23 protein-coding genes are annotated in these 20,753 nt (G+C 44.7%); 20 read left to right on the forward strand and 3 right to left on the reverse strand.

The genetic code is table 11. The annotated features are described in order from the left end of the window. Positions 1 to 11: 11 nt before the first annotated feature. The 3 genes from GGR02_RS04700 to GGR02_RS04710 are packed head-to-tail and all read right to left on the reverse strand — an operon-like array spanning position 12 to position 2,796. On the reverse strand, positions 12 to 1,622 hold the full coding sequence (locus tag GGR02_RS04700; RefSeq protein WP_183183586.1) for a hypothetical protein: 1,611 nt from the start codon (positions 1,620 to 1,622) through the stop codon (positions 12 to 14). Between the two features lie 15 nt (positions 1,623 to 1,637). After that, on the reverse strand, positions 1,638 to 2,204 hold the full coding sequence (locus GGR02_RS04705) for a PulJ/GspJ family protein (protein ID WP_183183587.1): 567 nt from the start codon (positions 2,202 to 2,204) through the stop codon (positions 1,638 to 1,640). After that, the gene (locus GGR02_RS04710; RefSeq protein ID WP_183183588.1) at positions 2,188 to 2,796 is read right to left on the reverse strand and encodes a type IV pilus modification PilV family protein; all 609 of its coding nucleotides are present in this window, start codon (positions 2,794 to 2,796) and stop codon (positions 2,188 to 2,190) included. The genes GGR02_RS04705 and GGR02_RS04710 overlap by 17 nt, the downstream gene beginning before the upstream one ends. Before the next feature lie 112 nt (positions 2,797 to 2,908). Here GGR02_RS04710 and GGR02_RS04715 point away from each other — a divergent pair, with 112 nt between their 5' ends. From GGR02_RS04715 to minD, 20 genes are all read left to right on the forward strand, one after another. Beyond that, positions 2,909 to 4,147: a hypothetical protein gene (locus GGR02_RS04715; RefSeq protein ID WP_183183589.1), complete on the forward strand. Its 1,239-nt coding sequence runs from the start codon at positions 2,909 to 2,911 to the stop codon at positions 4,145 to 4,147. A gap of 18 nt (positions 4,148 to 4,165) precedes the next feature. Beyond that, entirely contained in the window at positions 4,166 to 4,927 is a 762-nt protein-coding gene (locus tag GGR02_RS04720; RefSeq protein WP_183183590.1) for a PRC-barrel domain-containing protein, read from the forward strand. A 17-nt stretch (positions 4,928 to 4,944) separates the two neighbouring features. After that, entirely contained in the window at positions 4,945 to 6,201 is a 1,257-nt protein-coding gene (locus GGR02_RS17765; protein ID WP_183183591.1) for a G5 domain-containing protein, read from the forward strand. A gap of 8 nt (positions 6,202 to 6,209) precedes the next feature. Further along, a complete protein-coding gene (locus GGR02_RS04730) occupies positions 6,210 to 7,877 on the forward strand; it encodes a GspE/PulE family protein (protein ID WP_183183592.1) in 1,668 nt (555 codons plus the stop codon). Between the two features lie 10 nt (positions 7,878 to 7,887). Further along, positions 7,888 to 8,928: a type IV pilus twitching motility protein PilT gene (locus GGR02_RS04735; RefSeq protein WP_183183593.1), complete on the forward strand. Its 1,041-nt coding sequence runs from the start codon at positions 7,888 to 7,890 to the stop codon at positions 8,926 to 8,928. Next, positions 8,929 to 10,140, forward strand: a complete 1,212-nt coding sequence (locus GGR02_RS04740) for a type II secretion system F family protein (protein WP_183183594.1) — start codon at positions 8,929 to 8,931, stop codon at positions 10,138 to 10,140. It begins immediately after the preceding gene. 68 nt (positions 10,141 to 10,208) lie between these two features. Then, complete coding sequence (locus GGR02_RS04745; RefSeq protein WP_183183595.1) at positions 10,209 to 10,718, forward strand: prepilin-type N-terminal cleavage/methylation domain-containing protein; 510 nt, start codon at positions 10,209 to 10,211, stop codon at positions 10,716 to 10,718. A 38-nt stretch (positions 10,719 to 10,756) separates the two neighbouring features. Then, a complete protein-coding gene (locus tag GGR02_RS04750) occupies positions 10,757 to 11,515 on the forward strand; it encodes a prepilin peptidase (RefSeq protein ID WP_183183596.1) in 759 nt (252 codons plus the stop codon). A 24-nt stretch (positions 11,516 to 11,539) separates the two neighbouring features. Beyond that, the gene (pilM, locus tag GGR02_RS04755; RefSeq protein WP_183183676.1) at positions 11,540 to 12,484 is read left to right on the forward strand and encodes a type IV pilus biogenesis protein PilM; all 945 of its coding nucleotides are present in this window, start codon (positions 11,540 to 11,542) and stop codon (positions 12,482 to 12,484) included. Further along, positions 12,468 to 13,052 carry a PilN domain-containing protein gene (locus tag GGR02_RS04760; RefSeq protein WP_183183597.1) on the forward strand — a complete coding sequence of 195 codons (585 nt, stop codon included), beginning with the start codon at positions 12,468 to 12,470 and terminating at the stop codon, positions 13,050 to 13,052. Before pilM ends, GGR02_RS04760 begins: the two co-directional genes overlap by 17 nt. A 2-nt stretch (positions 13,053 to 13,054) precedes the next feature. Beyond that, positions 13,055 to 13,828, forward strand: coding sequence for a pilus assembly protein PilO (locus GGR02_RS04765; protein WP_183183598.1), 774 nt, complete (start codon positions 13,055 to 13,057; stop codon positions 13,826 to 13,828). Between the two features lie 14 nt (positions 13,829 to 13,842). Then, entirely contained in the window at positions 13,843 to 14,304 is a 462-nt protein-coding gene (locus GGR02_RS04770; RefSeq protein WP_183183599.1) for a pilus assembly FimT family protein, read from the forward strand. Positions 14,305 to 14,421: 117 nt separating this feature from the next. Beyond that, a complete protein-coding gene (locus GGR02_RS04775) occupies positions 14,422 to 15,243 on the forward strand; it encodes a hypothetical protein (RefSeq protein ID WP_183183600.1) in 822 nt (273 codons plus the stop codon). Between the two features lie 109 nt (positions 15,244 to 15,352). Further along, positions 15,353 to 15,931, forward strand: coding sequence for a Maf family protein (locus GGR02_RS04780; RefSeq protein WP_183183601.1), 579 nt, complete (start codon positions 15,353 to 15,355; stop codon positions 15,929 to 15,931). Then, positions 15,928 to 16,608, forward strand: coding sequence for a RadC family protein (gene radC, locus GGR02_RS04785; protein WP_183183602.1), 681 nt, complete (start codon positions 15,928 to 15,930; stop codon positions 16,606 to 16,608). Before GGR02_RS04780 ends, radC begins: the two co-directional genes overlap by 4 nt. 140 nt (positions 16,609 to 16,748) lie before the next feature. After that, positions 16,749 to 17,771 carry a rod shape-determining protein gene (locus GGR02_RS04790; RefSeq protein ID WP_183183603.1) on the forward strand — a complete coding sequence of 341 codons (1,023 nt, stop codon included), beginning with the start codon at positions 16,749 to 16,751 and terminating at the stop codon, positions 17,769 to 17,771. Between the two features lie 16 nt (positions 17,772 to 17,787). Next, the gene (gene mreC, locus GGR02_RS04795) at positions 17,788 to 18,651 is read left to right on the forward strand and encodes a rod shape-determining protein MreC (RefSeq protein ID WP_183183604.1); all 864 of its coding nucleotides are present in this window, start codon (positions 17,788 to 17,790) and stop codon (positions 18,649 to 18,651) included. Continuing rightward, positions 18,648 to 19,160, forward strand: coding sequence for a rod shape-determining protein MreD (gene mreD, locus GGR02_RS04800; RefSeq protein WP_183183605.1), 513 nt, complete (start codon positions 18,648 to 18,650; stop codon positions 19,158 to 19,160). The genes mreC and mreD overlap by 4 nt, the downstream gene beginning before the upstream one ends. Before the next feature lie 39 nt (positions 19,161 to 19,199). Then, complete coding sequence (gene minC, locus GGR02_RS04805; protein WP_183183606.1) at positions 19,200 to 19,886, forward strand: septum site-determining protein MinC; 687 nt, start codon at positions 19,200 to 19,202, stop codon at positions 19,884 to 19,886. Positions 19,887 to 19,888: 2 nt separating this feature from the next. Further along, positions 19,889 to 20,695 (forward strand): septum site-determining protein MinD, encoded by an 807-nt coding sequence (gene minD, locus GGR02_RS04810; RefSeq protein ID WP_183183607.1) that lies wholly within the window; start codon positions 19,889 to 19,891, stop codon positions 20,693 to 20,695. The last annotated feature ends 58 nt before the right edge of the window (positions 20,696 to 20,753 follow it).

Raw genomic sequence — 20,753 nt, forward strand, 5'->3', positions numbered from 1 at the left:
CCGATGCCGTTTTATTTTATCATGAGTTCATCGACAATAAGGTCAAGTTTTTTCACAAACGGAAGCCCTAATCCTCGGTCTATAAAAACCGACTTATCATGCCGAATGACAAACCGAGCTTGTTCTTTATCATCCAATGACGGTGGGGGAGTAAGCGCGATAGCGTCACTTTGTTTATTAGCTGGACCGCGGTAACTATTGATGACTAATCCAGATGTATCCCCATCTGGAACTGCTTCATTGACGTTTCCGCGCGCAAACAAACCACCTTTAATATTGATATAAGAGCCTACAGCATACAGTACGGCATTGTTATCCGTATAAAAATAGCCTTTAAGGTTTGGGGTATCAAATGGGAATTTGTTATCAAATTCGTTAATTCTTGCAATTTCTAAAGGTCCTTTTGACAATAGAACGACTTCTTTGTCGTTCCAGCCAGAAATGTTGGCGTTATAAATAAATGTTCGCTGCAGTGCATAAATGGTGGAATCAAGCTGCACGTTTCCACTAATCATTAAATTGCCAAGGACAAGGATATTTCCACGTATTTTTACGGGAACGTTGACACTGTTCCCTAAATATAAATCACCGTTCACAATTAGCCAATTATTTTGTAAATCGAGTTCACCGTGATCAATAAAAAAAGAAGAAAATTTATCCGAATCGAGTAAAATCGATTCGTTACCGACACCTGTGATTTCGTCAATTGTTGGGACATGATCAAACGTAGCGAACTGTCCTTTAAGACTGTTAAGAAGTTCATGAATAGTCAAGTTAATATTATTCTCATATGCTTGGCTAAACGTTTCAATACCTGCTGCATTCAACAATTTGTCTTTAAATGTCCAGTCGAAATCAACATCAATAAATTCGCTTTGTTCTTTTTGGACAGAAGGACCTTTCGTTTGGAATTGTACGTCGTTAGAATAGTTAGATAAAATACGTTCAAATCGGCTATTAGCAACATTATAACAAGCGTTAGCCCCATTTTGCTGATCACAAGAATAGCGGTTTTCATTGACAAAAAGTACGCTTTTGTCACTTGTTGTCGGGAAAGATGTCTGTACCGTATATTTTTGTGAGTTATCAATATAATTAGCAACATTTGTAACATAAAAATTTTTCCCGGCATATATATTCCCATCAATATACATCCCGCCGTTTAAAATGACGTCTTCGTTTGACCCAACCGCATACTTCAAAAAGCTCGGCGTGTTTGTAATAATAATTTTCCGGGAAACGGTTCTCGTTCCGTACGGTTTGGAAAGGAGATAGACGCGCGTAAACAGCTTTGTGCGGTCAATGTTATTGTCTGATGTGACGTCTTGAATATTTACCCCATACCGTTCGATAAGCTGTTTGATAAACCCTGTTTGGCTATTGCCGAGATCGGCGTCTAACTGAAGCGGGGTGGATAGTTCTAAATTTTCTACTTTTACTTTCATTTCAGCAATCGTTTCTTCAATTGCTTTCGTCGCTTCGTGTAATGACGCCACGTCTTCAACGCGTGTTTGCGTAAATTTTGCTTGATAGAGGCTGACGGATAAAATCGTTAAGCCAAGCATGAAAAAAATCGTAACAATGAGCAATGTTAAAACTAAGCTATACCCTTTTTCGTTCATCCCTTTGCACTTCCTTTAAAACCCAAATTCTGTTTTTAGCGTAAACGGTCGAATATAAAGAGGGCTATTTGGTGAATTGTGAGTACTATCTTGGACGGCAAGCACGATTGTCACCACACCGCTTCGGCATATGTTCCCTTCTTGGCGTACGCACGTATAGGAAAAACTCGATTGATTGGAAATGATTTTTAAGCGTTCGGAGCTAATTGGCTGCCCGTCGATCTGCAGTTCATCGTTCGCTAATGCGAGCGAAAACGATTTCGTTTCTGTTTCTTCTTCTTCGACAAGCCCTACTCTCGTATCAATCGCTTTTTGTTTATTGTTCACAAAGACGAGTTGAGTGTTTGTCGTTGTAGTTGTATCCATCCCGTCTGGCGCGAACTCATATAAGCGGTTTAAGACGATCGCCATCATATAGTCTGCCTCGCTGCGTAGCTCATTTTCAATCCCGATTCGTTGATACGTTTTCATTCCGCTCATAAAAACGTTATACATCACCCCAACGATAAGAAACGAAATCGTCACCGCCGCAAGCAACTCGAGCAAAGACAATCCTCGTTCATTATTAACGAATCGTTTCATTAGCAATCACACCTTCTAGCCATTCTGCTTTGTCGTCATCGTCTCCCCAGCGCACGATGACGAATACTTTTAGTAAATATTTTTGTAAGTTTACATCTTGGTTTTCAACCGTTTCCGCTGCGATTTTCTTTTTTAGCGATGCAGGAAATTCCGCTGGCGGCGACTGAACGAATGCATCCCATTGGGTAACATCGTTATAAGGAATAACAAACACATGAAGCCGTGTTTCGTCGTATACGACGTTGTTCATGGTCGGACGAAGAATCGCTTGGCATACTTGTTCGCTTTCAAATAATGAAGAGCGACAGTTGGACGCATTAATTTCTGTATACGGCTTGTTTGTCGTTGTCATGTCTGTTTGTACGTATTGTTGTAGCGTTGTAAAATCAAGCCGCTCCATATACGCCAACACGCCGCGCGCAACATTTACCGCTACCGTTTTCCCTTGATTGTATGTTGTATATTTCATCGCATTTGTAAAAAAAAGAAAAATTCCGGCCGCGACGGTCGACAAAATGACAATCGACGCTAATACTTCGATTAACGTAAAGCCTTGTGAAGGGTGGAGTACAGTAAATTTCTTTTTCTCCATTTTACATACCTTCTTTCAAAATATGTAACTTTATTATACAATATGTTAGAGTCGAGTATTGTTTTATTTTTACGAAAATTGTCTTAGATGGGTTTAGAAACGGGGTGAAACATTGAAACCGGTTTTATTTATATTGCTTGCGTTTGTCGTCGCTATTCCACTGTTGTTTATGTTGCCGCTTGGTTTAAGTCGGCGCGGCAAAATAGCAGCACTTCTTGTTTCGTTGTTGTTGTCGCTCCTTGCGGTTACGGCATCTGCTGTTTTTCCATTTTGGCAGTTAAGTTTGTTATTATTGCTAATGGCGATTGCCATTACGTACGTATTAGACCGGCGATTTGGCCATGTGTTATATGCAATCGCGGAAGAAGAGGATGATTTGTTCGCCGCTGAAGAAGCAATGGTTATGGAAGCATTAGATACAAAACAGCAGCTAGCGCCGTCGTTCCCCAATCTTTCGGATGAGCCATTAAATATCGAAGTAGACGATGCACCATTAGAAGAGTCGGATAGTGAAGCGCGTGATGATGCTGAACTAGATGATTGGATAGAGGAAGATGTACTTGAAACGAATCCGGTAGAAGAAGAAAAAGACTTAATCGCCGCATGGTCAGAAGAAGACTATTTACCGCCACTTTCGTTAGAAGAATACGAAACGCTGACAAAACCGGCAGCAGTTAATGATGTAGAGAGCGACGAAACGTTTGAGTGGTTAGAAGAAAACGAACGTCTTGATGACCTTTTCGAAGAAGAAAAATTCGAGCGAACACCAGACAATTCGTTAGAAGAAACGACTCTTCCACTAGAACCAGACGATTTTTTGGAAGAAGAAGAGGCATTTGAACGAACATTGGACAATTCGCTAGAAAAAACGATTCTTCCACTAGAACTGGACGACCTTTTGGAAGAGGAAGCATTGAAACGAACATCGGACAATTCGATGGAAGAAACTATTCTTCTAGAACCGAAACTTGACGATCGCTTTGAAGAAGAAATTGTTCCATCGGAACGGTTGGACGAATTGTTCGAAGCTGACGAACCAATCGAACAATCGTCTATGTCTTTGAATGTCGTCTCGATGTCTAGCGAATTGATGCAGATGATTATCGATGAACTTCGCTTTACTCGCGAATTCGTTGGCAAAAACGAGTATGAGCAGCGTCTGCTTCAATGTATGCAGCCGTCGTTATCCGACCACGACTATTATGTATTTGCAAGGATGTTAATCGAACACTATCTTTTCGAAAAAGAATATGATAAGCTTTCCTCGTGGCTTATTCATTTGCAGGAGAGATTTTCCCAATATCCAGTGTTATTAGAAGAAATTCAATTTCTTTCTCATATCGAAAAATAATGAACAGGTGTGGTGGAGATGAAACGTAGTGCACAAATTATAGGACTTCCAATCATCAGTATTTCCGATGGGGTGCAAATCGGAACAGTCAAAACGTTAGTTATTAACCCAGAAAAAGGGTCGGTAGACTTTTTAACGATTGAACAAGAGGATGTTCAATTTAGTTTAAAAGCGATTCCGTTTAAAAAAGTCGTCGGCATCGGAGAATTTGCCGTAACGGTAGACGACCATAGCGCCGTCATTGATTTAGCAGAAATTCCGATTGCCAACCAGCTTGTGAATAAACAAATTCGCATTAAAAACACGAAAGCGATGACACGAAAAGGGCAGTTGCTTGGCGAAGTCACGGAATTTTTTGTCGACGAAGAAACAGGCGAAATTATCGGTGTCGAACTCACCACTTCCGACCGTCAAGCAGCACTATCTGCGGAATTTGTGCTCACCTATGGAAAAGATATTTTAATTGTGAATGAAAACGCGGCTTCTGCACTTGTCGAGGAAATGGAGCTGCTTGGGAAAAGGGAATCATTGGATGAAGTGCTAGCAACGACAGAAAAAACAGCGGAAATACCAGCCGTGAAAGAAAACGATGCGCTTCAGGCGTTGCGGGAGAAGCAGGTTGAAATTTTGCAAGGAAAACGTGTGATGAAAGATATTGTCGATGGAAACGGCAACGTCCTCATTGCAGCGGGGACGGTATTAACGGTCGATGATATTGTCAAGGCACAAGAAGCGGGGCCAAGTGTCATTATTGATGTATCGATGAACGTCGATGCATAAAAAGGAGGATTTTCGTTGTGCGGCCAGTCGCGGCAGCAAAACTATTTTTTGTCATTGCTCTTTGTACCACCTATCTTATAAGCGTTTCCCAAATCGGTCCTGCTATTTATGAATCAGTGGTTGCTAATGAAACGGGTTTTGCCGCTGGGACGATGATCGGATCGATTTCCATTGCCGCGCTATCAAAAGAAGAAGCGGTGCAAAAAGTACAAACGAAAGTGAACGAATGGAAAACTTCCGCCCAACTAACGCTTGCCTATCAAGAAAAAACAGTAGCAATTCCGGCGCGGCTGTTTTCATTTCGCGTGGAACAAAGCGTGCAACAAGCTGTCGACGGACGCCCGTCACAGCTTGTTGTGCAATTAGATAAAGAAGCCGTTTCTACGCTTGCTGCACAGCTTGCTACACCAGCGCTTGCATCGTCGCTTCAGTTTGATAAGTTAGTGAATGACATCACGAAAAGCGCTGCGCTATTGCAGCGACATCGCGAGCCGTTCGACCTTGCGCGTTATATTGGACAACAAACGACGGAAAAAATAGCGGTAAGCGCAGGGAGTATCACCAATTTAGGAGAACAGAAAGCAGAGGTTATCGCATGGGTCGACAACCACCCATCGATTGAAATCAAAGGGAAAACGGTCTTTTCGCTTGCGGCATATGTAAAAGGGATGTCTTCGTTAGCGATGAGCACTATCGCGTCCGCTGTATATCAAGCGGTGTTGCCGACAAATTTTACCGTTGTCGAACGTCATACAAGCCGCAGCTTGCCAGACGGGATTCCACTTGGTTATGAAGCAAAAGTCGATGGGAACATAAGCGATTTGCGTGTGTATAACCCGAATACGACGGCATATACGCTACAATTTCAAACGGTTGGCACTGGCTTTCGTGTGACGCTTTATGGTTTGCCGTTTACGTATCAATATGTTATCAAAATGGGAGAAGTAGAGTACTTCCCGCCAAAAACGGTCGTGCAATACAACCCGTCGTTGAAGCCAGGGGAACGATACGTGAAAGCAGCCGGACGTCAAGGAATGCTTGTAAAAGTGAAAAAGGAAACATATGATGAAAGCAAACAGTTGATTAAAACAGAAGTCATTTCCGAAGATTTTTATCCGCCAGTGCATGCGATAGAAGTGCGCGGGTTAGAACTCGGGACGACTCCAACGAACGAGACAGAAACCCCTTCGTCCGACAAAGCGCAAAGCAACGAACAAACGAAAACACCAACACAAGAAGAACAGCCAAATGAAAGCGACCAGTACGAAAAGTAGGGATGAGGATGACGAAAAGACAAGAACGGAAACGGTTAGGCGATTTATTAGTAGAAGCAGGACTAATAACAGAAGCGCAGCTACAAGAAGCACTCCAGCAAAAAGCGCCTGGGCAAAAGCTTGGCGACGCGCTTTTGCAGCGCGGCTATATTACGGAACAGCAGTTAATTGAAGTATTGGAATTTCAGCTCGGTATCCCACACGTCAGCTTATACCGTTATCCGATTGACCCGAAATTGACAAATTTAGTTCCGAAAGAATTTGCGAAACGGAATATGGTCATGCCTTTAAAGGCAGAAGGCGACCGTCTGCTTGTGGCGATGGCCGACCCGATGGATTTTTTCGTCATTGACGACTTGCGGCTTTCGACTGGCTTTCATATTGAAACGGCGATCGCCTCGAAAGACGATATTTTACGAGCAATTAATAAATATTACGACATCGATGAATCGATGGAAGATTTTTTGCGGATGGCACCGACGCAAGAAACGGTCGAAGAAGAGCGAATAACGGAAGAAGACTCGCCAATTGTCCGGCTTGTTAATCAAATATTGCAGCTGGCAATTGAACAGCGGGCGAGCGATATCCATATCGACCCGCAAGAAACGAAAGTATTAATTCGCTATCGGGTGGACGGGGTGTTGCGGACGGATCGGGCGCTGCCGAAACATATGCAAAGCGTGTTAACCGCTAGAATTAAAATTTTAGCAAATATGGATATAACCGAGCATCGCGTTCCGCAAGACGGTCGGATTAAAATGAATATAGACTTCCATCCCGTCGATTTGCGCGTGTCGACGTTGCCGACTGTGTATGGCGAAAAAATTGTCATGCGCGTTCTTGATTTAGGGGCAGCGCTTAATGATATTCAAAAGCTCGGGTTTAATAAACTCAACTTACAGCGATTTATTGAGTTGATTGAGCGACCGACCGGAATTGTGCTCATTACCGGGCCAACTGGGTCAGGGAAATCGTCCACGCTTTATGCTGCGCTGAACCGGCTAAATAGTGAAGAAGTCAATATTATTACGATTGAAGACCCGGTCGAATACCAGCTTGAGGGCATTAACCAAATACAAGTCAACCCAAATGTTGGTTTGACGTTTGCACAAGGATTGCGTTCGATTTTGCGCCAAGACCCGAACATTATTATGGTTGGGGAAATTCGCGACCGCGAAACGGCGGAAGTGGCGATTCGCGCGTCGTTAACGGGGCATTTAGTGCTTAGTACGCTGCATACGAACGACGCGCTCAGTACGGTGACGCGCTTAATTGACATGGGCATTGAACCTTTTTTAGTGGCGACATCGCTCGCCGGTGTTGTTTCTCAACGGCTTGTGCGCCGCATTTGCCGCGATTGCCAATACGAACAAGAACCGACAAAGCGGGAAATGGAAATTTTCGCGCGGCGTGGCATAAAAATTGACAAAGTCATCCGCGGACGCGGGTGCCCAACGTGCAATATGACTGGGTATAAAGGACGGATTGCCCTTCATGAATTGCTTGTCATGACCGACGATATGCGCCGCGTTATTTTAAACCACGAACCGTTTTCGAAATTACGGGAATTGGCGCTGAAAAACAAAATGATTTTTTTAATTGACGACGGGTTATTAAAAGTAAAACAAGGAATTACTACGTTAGAAGAAGTGCTGAAAGTAGCGATTCTAAGTTAAGGTGGGAACGATGAAAAGACTAGATCATTTGTTGCGCGCTGCATTTGAATGGAAAGCGTCGGATGTGCACTTGACGGTCGGCGTACCGCCCATTATGCGCATTAATGGAGAGTTGAAACGGTACGGGCAAGAGGCGCTGCGACCGGAAGATACGGAAGAGATGGCAAAAGCAATCGCTTCCCCATCGTTATGGTCGCGATTCGAAGAACAAGGGGAAATTGACTTTTCGTATAGTATCCCTAGCGTTTCCCGTTTTCGCGTCAACGTGTTTAAACAGCGTTCTTGCGTTTCGCTAGCGATTCGCGTCATCCCGACAAAAATCCCGACAATTGACGAGTTACGACTCCCAGAAGTGTTAAAGCAGATCGCCGCAAAGCCACAAGGGCTTGTGCTCGTCACCGGACCGACAGGGAGCGGGAAATCGACAACGTTGGCAGCGATGATCGACTATATGAATAAAACGATGAAAAAGCATATTATTACGCTTGAAGACCCGATCGAATATTTGCATAAGCACGGCGGCTGCATTATCGACCAGCGCGAAGTCGGGTTTGACACAAATAATTTTGCCAACGGCTTGCGCGCTGCACTGCGGCAAGACCCGGACGTGATTTTAGTTGGGGAGATGCGCGATTTAGAAACGATTCATACAGCGATTACCGCTGCGGAAACAGGGCATCTCGTCTTAGGAACGCTTCATACATCAAGCGCGCCCGCAACGATTGACCGAATCATTGACGTCTTTCCGCCAGCACAGCAAGCGCAAATTCGCATTCAGCTCGCTTCTGTTCTCGTCGCCATTATTTCGCAACGCCTATTTCCGAACGTGCAAAAAACGGGGCGCATCGCAGCGACAGAAATTTTAGTCAATAACGCTGCCGTTGCCAATTTAATTCGTAACGAAAAAGTACACCAAATCGTCAACGTCATGCAGACGAGCCGCGCTTTAGGAATGCACACGCTCGCAACGAACATAAAAGAGTTAGTGCAGGCAGGGCTCATTGCAAAAGACGTAGCCGAACCTTATCTTATCGAGGAGCGTGGCGAATAAATGCCGCAATTTAAATACGAAGGCCGAAATATGAAAGGACAGCGGCAAACAGGAACGATTACAAGCGCTTCAAAGCGGGAGGCGATCGTCAAGCTACGGCAAAAAGGAATTAAAGTCGTCGATTTGCAAGAAGTGCCGCAAACGTTATTAACGAAAGAAATTACGTTTGGCAACGCTGTGAAGCTGCAAGATTTCGTCATTTATTTGCGCCAGTTTTCGACGCTATTGAAAGCAGGGGTGTCTGTCGTCGATTCGACGCGCATTTTAGCGAGCCAAACCGACAGCAAAGCGCTGCAAAAGGCACTTATCGATGTCGAAGAAGACTTGCGCGCCGGAAATCCACTGTCAAGCGCAGCAGCGAAACATCCGCGCATTTTTCCGCCGATGTTTGTTAATATGATGAAGGCGGGAGAAGCGGGAGGAAACATGGATGAAACGCTCGAGCGGCTCGCGGAACATTTTGAAAAAATTCATCGCACACGGCAAAAAATTGTATCTGCGCTCGCGTATCCGATTGCCGTCGGCATTATTGCGATTGCTGTTGTCATCTTTTTGTTAGTGAAAGTCGTTCCAACGTTTGTCGCGATGTTCGCTGATTTTCACGCGGAGCTTCCGGCGATTACAAAATTCGTGCTATCGGCAAGTAAATGGATGCAAGTTTACTGGTGGGGAGTTATCCTCGCACTTGTTGGTATCTATTTATTTTTTGCGATGTTACGCAAACAAAAACAAACGAAATATTACCTCGATTATGCATTATTGCGCTTGCCGATTTTCGGAAAACTAATGCAAAAAGCAGCGCTTGCACGCATGACGCGGACGTTAAGTTCACTTTTTTCCAGTTCGGTGCCGATTTTGCAGGCGCTTTCGATTGTAGAGGCGGTCATTGAAAACGAAGTGATTGCGAGCGTGATGAAACAAGCGCGCGATGCGCTCGAACGTGGGCAGTCATTGACGGAGCCGATGAAAAAACATTGGGTGTTTCCGCCGCTTGTGACGCAAATGATTGCGATTGGCGAACAGACAGGCTCTCTTGATGCGATGCTTGCGAAAGTCGCTGACTTTTACGAAGCAGAAGTGGAAGCGGGCACCGACCGGTTAAAATCGCTCATTGAACCGCTCATGATCGTTCTTTTGTCCGGTATCGTCGGGACGATCGTCACGTCGATTATCGTTCCAATGTACGATATTTTTAACCACATCCAGCAATAAGTTGTTTGCAAAAAATGATAGATAATGTAAAATGATAGATAAAAAGACTTATAAAAGGAGAGGAAAATATGTTCAAACGCTTTTTGAAAAACGAGCGAGGATTAACATTAATCGAATTGCTCGCCGTTATCGTCATCTTAGGAATTATCGCCGCGATTGCCATTCCGAGTATTGGGGGACTCATCGACAACTCGAAAAAAGACGCGCACGTAGCGAACGCTCAACAAATGATTAACGCAGCGAAAATTGCCGTGACGGCGGATAAGGACTTAATTCCGGCAGATGGTAAGTTTACTGTTATGCCTCTTGAATATTTGGAAGATAAAGGATATTTAGAAACTGTAAAGGATCCTGACGGAGATACAAACTCGTACCTAAAAGCTCCTCAAGGATATGCTGGGGATGTAAGTAAAGATCAAGGCAACGATCCTAAAGCAGCATATTCTTATGTTCTTATAAAAAATGAGAGTACAAAATTAAAATACTACGTAAAGCTAGTTAACAATAAGCGTGGCGTTAAAGAAAGTGACGGAAGTGCAGTAGAAGAAAAAGATTTAAAACGTGATAAAGTTCAATAATGAAATTAAGTATTGGTTGTGAAAAGGAAATACCAAAAATGGAAAGCTATATTATTTTGCCTATTTTTCTTTTTGCCCTCCTCCTCGGCTCCTTCTTTAACGTCGTTGGGCTTCGGGTGCCGGTGGGGGAGTCGATTGTGATGCCTCGTTCGCATTGCCCACGTTGTCAGCGCACGCTGACGGCGTGGGAGCTTATTCCTGTTCTTTCGTATGTGGTGCAAGGCGGGAAGTGCAAAGGGTGCGGTAGTCGCATTTCGCCGCTTTATCCAGCGGTTGAGCTCATGACGGCGATTCTTTTTACGATGTCGCCTTTTTTGGTGGGATGGTCAAAAGAATTGATCGTGACATGGACGCTCGTGTCATTATTGATGATTATTTTTGTTTCCGATATTCGCTATATGATGATTCCTGACCGAGTGCTGCTTTTGTTTGCAGCCTTTTTTATCATCGAACGCATTTTTATTCCGTTTTCTCCATGGAGCGATTCGCTTATTGGTGCTTTCGTCGGCTTTTTCTTATTGTATAGTATCGCTGTCGCAAGCAAAGGCGGCATGGGTGGGGGCGACATTAAACTATTTGCGCTTCTTGGCTTTGTGCTCGGCTGGAAAATGGTGTTGTTAGCGTTCTTTTTTTCGACCGTTTACGGGACGGTATTTGGTCTTATCGGCATGATGTTTGGTAAAGTGCGCCGGAAAGAGCCGATGCCGTTTGGCCCAGCGATTGTGCTTGGGACGTTGACTGTCCACTTTTTTGGACAAGCGATTATCGAATGGTATAAGCAATGGATTTTCTTTTAATACGAGGGAAACAATATGAATATGATGAACTTATTCAAACCGCGGCATAAAGTAGCTAACGTTGTCATCAAAGACCATGTCATTCGCTATGTCGAACTAAAACCGAATGATCCGTTTACGGTTCAAAAACATGGCGAGCGCGATTTGCCAAAAGGGCTTATTCACGACGGGAAAATTGTGGATCGCGAAACGGTTACGATGATTTTAGAAGAATGTGTGGACGAATGGAAGCTAAAAAAACGGCGCGTTCGTTTTCTCGTTCCCGACCCGGTCGTCGTTATTCGCCGCCTTTCCTTGCCGGCCGATTTACAAGAAGATGAAATTCGCGGCTATTTATTTATGGAGCTCGGAACGACAATTCATTTACCGTTTGAAAACCCAGTGTTTGATTATGCGCTACTAGAAAAAACGAACGAAAAGCTGACGATTTTATTGTTTGCCGCCCCAGAACAAATCGTGCGCGATTACGCGGAACTGTTAGAAGAAGTAACCCTTAGACCGATCGCCGCCGACGTTTCGCCGCTATGCGTCTATCGGCTCTTTTATGCTGCTGACCAAGTGCGGCGCGACGACCATTTGCTCATCGTCCAAATCGATGAATCTGCTGTCAACGCCAGCGCCTTCTTTAACGATGTACCTATGTTTATGCGGCAATTGTTGTTTGAAGTACCTAATGAAACGATTCGCCAAGACGAATGGTTTCGCCCGTTTGAAGACGTATATAAAGAAATCGAACGGGTCATGAACTTTTACCGGTTTTCGCTGCAGCAAGGAAACGCGCAAATTACAAGGCTCTTTTTAACGGGCGACCATCCAAAATTGCCACATCTTCATGAAGCGATGCAAGAGCGGTTCGACGTTCCGGTCGAACGGCTAACCGAGCCGTTTGCATCAGCTATTGAACCGCGCTACCATTTAGCTTGGGGACTTGGACTAAAAGAGGGAACAGCGTATGCTCATCGACGTTAACTTACTGCCAAAAAAAGAACCGAAAAATATCGTGCTGCTCGTTAGTTTTCTTTTATTGTTTGTGATGGTGCTTGCTGGTGGGGTGTTCTTTTATTTTTCTGTGCAGCAAGCAAACGAGCAAGTGGAGTCGCTAACGCAACAATTAAAACAGTTGCGTGCACTAGAAGCGGCGGAGCAGCAAAAACTACAAAACGTCCAGTCGCAAAACGAAGTGCAAGAACTAAAAAAGACGGTCGAATGGGCGCAGCAATATCCTTTAAAAACAGTACGTTTGTTGCGCGAATTAACAAAACAGCTGCCGGAGCGCGGTTTTTTTATGAACTTTGCCTATACGGAAGATGGTGCAGTGAAAATCACGGCGCAGTTTGATACGAGTGAAGATGCCGCTTATTATTTAAAGCGATTGGAAGAATCCACGTTTATTGCCGACGTGCAACTTAAAAGCGTTACAACGACGGGCGAACAAAACGAGAATAAAACCGAAGAACGCGACGTGCTGCCGCGCTATTTAGCGCAATATGAGCTGCACGTCAATAAAAATGCGTTAAACGAGAAAAAGGAGCAGTAACGATGACTGTTCAAATTGGAAAACGCGAAGCGATGTTATTATTGTTGATGGTATTTGTCGTCACCGCCCTGTTTGCTTTTCTTTATTTCTATACACTAAAACCGCTTCATCTCCGCGTGGCGGAATTAAAAACGACGGTGGCAAATGAGCAAAAATTGGTCACTACACTGCAAGAACAAACAGCAAAGCAACAAACAGCTATTATCGATAGCGCTGTCGAACTGCAAAAAAAAGTGCCGGTCAAACCGCTTGTCGAGCAACTTTTGCTTGATTTAGAAAAAGCGGAAGTCGTTTCGGATAGCTTTATTTCGAACATGTCATTTAATGAAGACGCTGGGGTGAACGCGTCGCAACAAGCGGCTGCGCAAACAACCGAACAAAAAGGGAAAGCACAGCAAAGCGCTTCTACTTCCACCATGCAGCAAAATCAAGCATCCATTACGCTGCCTGCTGGCTTAAAAAAGGTAACCGTTCAGTTGACGGTGCAATCGCCGTCGTATTATCAGCTCGAACGTTTTTTACAAACGTTAGAAGAACTGCCGCGCATCGTTTCGGTGGAGTCGCTGTCGTTTACGGGAAATCCAGAATTAACATCCGTTGAATCAACGGTCCACCCACTAACGTATTCGTTAACGGTTAGCGCGTTTTACCATCCGGGCTTAGCAAGCTTGCAAAATCAAGTACCGCCGCTTGACGTTCCGCCTCCAAGCGACAAACAAAACCCATTAACCGAGTTAATCCCGTCGTCGGACGATAAACCGTCAACGCAACGGTAGAGGGAGCGGATACGATGCTGCCACGGATGAATCGAGGCATGACGCTATTTGAGTTGCTTGCGGTTATCGTTATTTTAGGCATTGTCGCATCGATTGCTGTCATTATTGTGACGAACGTCATTGAAAAAATGCGGATGCAAGCGTTCGTTTCTGATGCGTATGCGATGTACGAAGCGGCGAGGCTTCACGTTGGCGCGGAAAAAGTCGAATTTTTGGCGCCGCGTTCATCTGAAGCGTTGACGTATAAGCAGCTTGTGGAAGATGGGGTGCTTGAGCCAATAAAAGACCCGTTTACCGGAAACGTTTTATCGACTGAGACGAACCCGTCGTACGTGCTGATAAAAAAAGACGAAAACGGTCGGCTTGATTATTTTGTTTGTTTAAAAGGCGAAACAAAGCAGCTTTGTTCCTATAGCGATACGCAAACGGAAATTCCAGTCGACAAACTGTCTATTTCTCTTATTAAAGATAATTAATGCGAAATTTGACGAAAACCTTCGAGAACGAGACGACAAATGTCTTGTTCTTTTTTTTCGCATTTATGATAAGATGGGCAAAGAATCGACGAAACACGGGATGAGGATGGTGACGAAATGGACAAACAAACGAAAATTACGGTGAAAATTAACGGAGAAGAGCGCCCATTTATGATGGAGAAGATCGCCGCAGAAAACGAAATAAGCGCTGCTATCGAAGAGGAAGCGGTACCAGCGGTAGTAGCGCCTTTTGAAAAAACGCCCGCAAAACCGATGAAGCGAATGTTTCACACTCGCGTAAAAACCGCGCTTTTTTCGATTTTGTTAGCGGTCATCATTGGTACAAGCTTTGGCTTTATTGTCCTTCACATCGTGCCAAAACAAAAAGAAACGGCTTCTTTGCTACTTTCGCCAGCTGCTTCGACAAAAGAAACGCCAGCGAAAAAAGAAGATTCCCAGCCACTTGCCGTCGCCGTCATTCAAGCCGGGGTATTCAGCGAGCAAAAAGCAGCAGAAACGTACGCCAAGCAGCTGCAAGCTTCGCAAATTCCGGCGGTGCTCGTCGGAAAACAGCCGATCGCCGTATGGATTGGCGTCGGTGCGGACAAGTCGTCGCTTGCTCCGCTTGTCGAGCAATACAAACAAAAAGGATTGACGACGTACGTTAAACCAATTGTCTTTTCGACCACACAAGATAAAACCGTCCAAGCATTATATGAAAAAATGGTCTCTTTATCTACGAAGTTGCTGACGAACTTTGACGTTTCGGAAACAGAGTGGACAAGTCTAGAAACGCAATATAAAGAAACAAAGCAAAAAAGCGAGCAGCTAGAGAGCGCGTATGTGTCATTAGTCGCTTACCGAAAGGAAAAAAAAGCGCCTCTCCTTTGGAACGTGCAGCAAAACTTACTTTTCGTCTTGCAAAAGGAAATCGAATGACGTCGAAAGAAGCGAAACGCTTCTTTTTTTGTCAAAAAAAATTGTGTGAAATGACGAAATTTGGTACGATACAAATGTATCTTCCAATTTGAAACGAAAGGTGATGGACATGACACAGCTTATTTTAGCCTCTAGCTCTCCTCGTCGCCGGCAGCTACTCGAAATGGCTGGTCTCCGCTTTGCTGTCCTCGTCAGTGATATTGACGAACAAATCCAACCAAATGAACCTCCAGCACAAATCGTCCAAGCGCTTGCTTTTCAAAAAGCAAAGGCGGTGCAGCGAATGAATCCGGACGCGTATATTATCGGTGCGGACACAATCGTCGTCTATAACGGGCAAATTCTTGGAAAACCAAAGACGACCGAAGAAGCGTACGAGATGTTGCGCACACTATCCGGAAAAACGCACGACGTATTTACCGGCGTCGCTATTATTGCCCCAAATGAAGAAACGACGTTTGTCGAGCGAACAGAAGTGACGTTTTGGGAATTGACCGAAGAAGAAATCACCGCGTACATCGAAACAGGCGAGCCGATGGATAAGGCGGGAGCGTACGGCATTCAAGGGAGAGGGGCGCTGCTTGTTCAACGCATTGTTGGCGATTATTATGCCGTAATGGGATTGCCGCTTGCGAAAACGGTACGAGAACTAACGAAACTCGGTTGGCAAAAGGGGGAAACGACATGACGTTAATGATTCGTGACGTTCCGAAAGAGGCACGGCCGCGGGAACGGCTGCTTTCGGACGGACCGGAAAGCTTATCGAATCAAGAACTGTTAGCGCTTTTACTGCGCACAGGCACAAAAGAAGAGTCGGTGTTGCAACTTGCCCAGCGACTGCTTCACCATTTCGAAGGACTTCGGCTTTTGAAAGATGCAACCGTTGAGGAAATAACGAGCATTAAAGGAATTGGCGAAGCGAAAGCGATTCAAATTTTAGCTGCGATTGAACTTGGTCGGCGCATTGGTCGCCTCAGCTATGACGAACGATACGTGATTCGTTCGCCGGAAGACGGGGCAAACTATGTCATGGACGATATGCGCTTTTTATCCCAAGAACATTTTGTTGCCATTTATTTAAATACGAAAAACCAAGTCATCCACCGCAAAACTGTTTTCATCGGGAGTTTAAACGCCTCCATCGTTCACCCGCGCGAAGTATTTAAAGAAGCGATTAAACGCTCTGCCGCTTCTATTATTTGCGCCCATAACCATCCTTCAGGGGACCCGACCCCAAGCCGCGAAGACATTGAAGTGACCCGCAGACTTGCCGAATGCGGACGTATTATCGGCATTGAGCTGTTAGATCATCTCATTATCGGCGACCGAAAATTCATCAGCTTGAAAGAAAAAGGATATGTGTAATAGTTCTCTTTTTTTGGCGAATGCGCTATAATAACAGTTATGAGTTTTTCTTCACCGTTTTCGGGCGGTGTTGTACAAAATGAGGAATAATGGATAAAATGAACGAGAAGTAGTTCGTTTCAGAAAGGAAGATACATGCTATGTTTGGATTTGGCACAAGAGATCTTGGAATCGACTTAGGAACGGCCAACACTCTTGTATACGTAAAAGGAAAAGGCATTGTTGTGCGCGAGCCATCGGTAGTGGCGTTGCAAAAAGATACAAAACAAATTGTCGCCGTCGGGAACGAAGCGAAAAATATGATCGGGCGTACGCCTGGAAATATTGTTGCCTTGCGTCCGATGAAAGATGGCGTCATCGCTGATTATGAAACGACAGCGATTATGATGAAATACTATATTAACCAAGCATCGAAAAACAAAGGCTTTTTCGCAGGAAAGCCGTATGTCATGGTATGTGTGCCATACGGAATTACAGCGGTGGAAGAGCGGGCGGTGATCGATGCGACAAGACAAGCCGGGGCGCGTGATGCGTACACGATTGAAGAGCCGTTTGCTGCAGCGATTGGGGCGAATTTGCCGGTATGGGAACCAACTGGAAGCATGGTCGTTGATATCGGTGGTGGAACAACGGAAGTGGCTGTTATTTCGCTTGGAGGCATTGTTACGAGCCAATCGATTCGCATCGCTGGTGACGAAATGGACGAAGCGATTATTCAATACATTCGCAAAACGTACAACTTAATGATCGGCGAGCGGACAGCAGAAGCAATCAAAGTCGAAATCGGTTCGGCAGGAAACCCAGAAGGAATTGGCTCGATGGAAATTCGCGGTCGTGATTTATTAACGGGATTGCCGAAAACGATTGAAATTACAGCGGAAGAAATTGCAGGGGCGCTTCATGACACCGTATATGCCATCGTTGACTCTGTAAAAAACACGCTTGAAAAAACGCCGCCCGAATTAGCAGCGGACATTATGGATCGCGGCATCGTTTTGACAGGGGGCGGAGCGTTGCTTCGTAACCTCGATAAAGTCATTAGCAAAGAAACGGACATGCCGGTCATCGTTGCCGAAAATCCGTTAGATTGCGTTGCTATCGGGACAGGAAAAGCGCTCGATCATATTCATTTGTTTAAAAACAAAGCAAGAGATCATCGCTAGTAAGAAGGTGTAACCTATGCCACAATTCTTTTTAAACAAACGACTGATTTTATTGCTTGTCAGCATTATTTTTCTCGTGGCATTGATTGGTTTTTCTTTAAAAGATCGGAAAGAACTAACGTGGTCTGAGCAGTTTGTAAAAGACACTACCGGTTTTGTCCAGTTTTTGTTTCATCAGCCCGCACAGCTCGTTGCGGGCTTCTTTGAGAATGTACAAGACATGAAAAATACATATAAAGAAAACAAGCTATTAAAAGCGCGGTTAGAAGAGTATGTGATGTTAGAAGCAGAGGTGCAGACGCTCAAAAAAGAAAACGAAGAACTTCGTGCGGTGCTCGATAAAAAAGAAAGTTTGCGCGATTTTATCCCAATTGAAGCGACCGTGATCGGCAGAAACCCTGACCGTTGGCAAGAAATGGTCATCATTAACAAAGGGGAGCAGCAAGGGATTAAAAAAGATATGGCGGTGATTACACCGTCTGGACTCATCGGAAAAATTCAGCACGCCTCGCAGTTTACGTCAACGGTGCAACTACTGAGCGCCATTGATCGGCAAAATCGTATTTCTGCTTATGTCCAAGGCAAGGACGGTAGCGTGTTTGGCTTGATTGAGGGGTATGATGATAAACGGCAAGCACTGCTTTTTAAACAAATTCCGTTTGATGCAAAAATCGAGAAAAAGCAGCTCGTCTTAACGTCCGGGCTTGGCGGCATTTTTCCAAAAGGGCTTCCGATTGGCGAAGTGGAAGAAGTTGTGCCGGATGAGTACGGATTGACGAAAATGGCATATGTCAAACCGGCGGCTAACTTTTACGATGTCGATGAAGTAATTGTCGTCAAACGGAAAATTGATGCGGTACAAGAGGGGGAAACGAAGTGAGAAAGCTGTTTCTTCCTTTTCTTGCGGTTGTTTTTTTTGTGAGCGAAAGCTTGTTTGTCGAGTTATGGCCAAAACATATATGGGATGAGCAGTACGTGTTTGTGCCGCGTTTTTTATTAATTTTTCTTCTCTTTGTCACTATTTATGTGACGCGAACACAAGGGATAGTATACGGCGTGATTTTCGGTCTATTGTACGACGTCGTATATACCGAAATTCTCGGTGTTTATATGTTCGCTTTTCCATTAATCGCTTACGTCGCAGCGAAGGTGATGAAATGGTTTCATACGTATTTAGTAGTGACTTGTTTTCTCAGTATGGTGTTTATTTCTGTCCTTGAATTTTATGTATATGGAATTCAACTGTTAATCGGAAAAACCACGATGTCGTTCGAGCAATTTTATTCGTACCGCCTGTTGCCGACATTGCTTGTCAACGCGCTTTTTCTTCTTGTTTTTTCGTATCCGTTAAAACAGCGGCTAGTAAAAATGCACGAGCGGGAAGAATGACAAGGAAAATGGACAAAAGTTGTAGAATTATCCGTTGAGGTGAACGTTGTGAGTAAGCAAAGATCATATGTCACAATAAAAGGAACGAAAGACGGGCTGACGTTGCATCTCGATGATATGTGTTCTTACGAGGAGTTAATGACAGAGCTCGATGAAAAATTAACCTTAAATGCAGCGGATGCAGAAGGACCGCTCGTTTCGGTGCATCTAAAAACCGGGAACCGCTATTTCACACCGACACAAGAAGAAGAAGTGCGGGCGCTCGTTCGCGGCAAGAAAAATTTAGTCGTCGGATCGATTGAGAGCAATGTCGTCACGAAAGAAGAAGCATATGAATGGAAGCGAAAAAACGAGATTGTGCCCGTCGCCAAGATCATTCGTTCCGGGCAAGTGTTGCACGTAGAGGGGGATTTGTTGCTTATTGGCGATGTCAATCCAGGCGGAACAGTGATTGCGGGAGGAAACATTTTCATTCTTGGGGCATTGCGCGGCATTGCCCATGCGGGTTGTTACGGCAACAAAGAAGCAGTCATCGCCGCTTCCGTCATGAAGCCGATGCAACTTCGGATTAGCGATGTAATGAATCGCGCCCCCGACTATAAGACAGAAGAACGGAACGAAATGGAATGCGCGTACATTGATGACACGAATCAAATTGTCGTCGATCGTTTGCAGCTACTGACACATTTGCGGCCGAATTTGACAAGGATAGAAAGGAGACTGTAACCGTGGGAGAAGCTATCGTCATTACGTCTGGAAAAGGTGGCGTTGGGAAAACGACTACAACCGCAAACTTAGGAACAGCGCTTGCGCTGTTAGGAAAGCGCGTCTGCCTTGTAGATACAGATATCGGCTTGCGCAACCTCGATGTCGTGATGGGGCTTGAAAACCGCATCATCTATGATTTAGTCGATGTCGTCGAAGGGCGTTGTACCGTGCAAAAAGCGTTAGTAAAAGATAAGCGCTTTGATGATAAATTATATTTGCTTCCTGCAGCGCAAACGAGCGATAAATCAGCGGTGACGCCGGAACAAATGAAGCAGCTTGTCGATGAATTAAAGCAAGACTACGATTACGTTTTAATCGACTGTCCTGCGGGCATTGAACAAGGGTATAAAAACGCGGTCGCGGGAGCGGATGAGGCGATTGTTGTAACGACGCCAGAAGTGTCGGCCGTGCGCGACGCCGACCGAATTATTGGATTGCTAGAAAAAGAGGAACATATTAAACCACCACGTCTTGTCATTAACCGCATTCGCAGCCATATGGTGAAAAATGGGGATATGCTTGATATCGACGAAATTGTCATGCATTTGTCGATCGATTTATTAGGCATTATCGCCGACGATGAAAACGTGATTAAAGCGTCAAACAACGGAGAACCGATTGTACTTGACCCGGCGAGCAAAGCATCGATTGCGTACCGAAACATCGCCAGACGAATTCTTGGCGAATCCGTACCGCTGCAGACGCTAGAAGAAGAACAAAAAGGCGTTTTTTCCAAACTGAAGAAATTTTTTGGCGTCCGAAGCTAGTGTGATGGCACTAGCTTTTTTTTCGCATACGAACACGACTTGTCTCATACATTGGTAC

The sequence above is a fragment of the Anoxybacteroides voinovskiense genome (genome assembly GCF_014196205.1).
Classification (GTDB): domain Bacteria; phylum Bacillota; class Bacilli; order Bacillales; family Anoxybacillaceae; genus Anoxybacteroides; species Anoxybacteroides voinovskiense.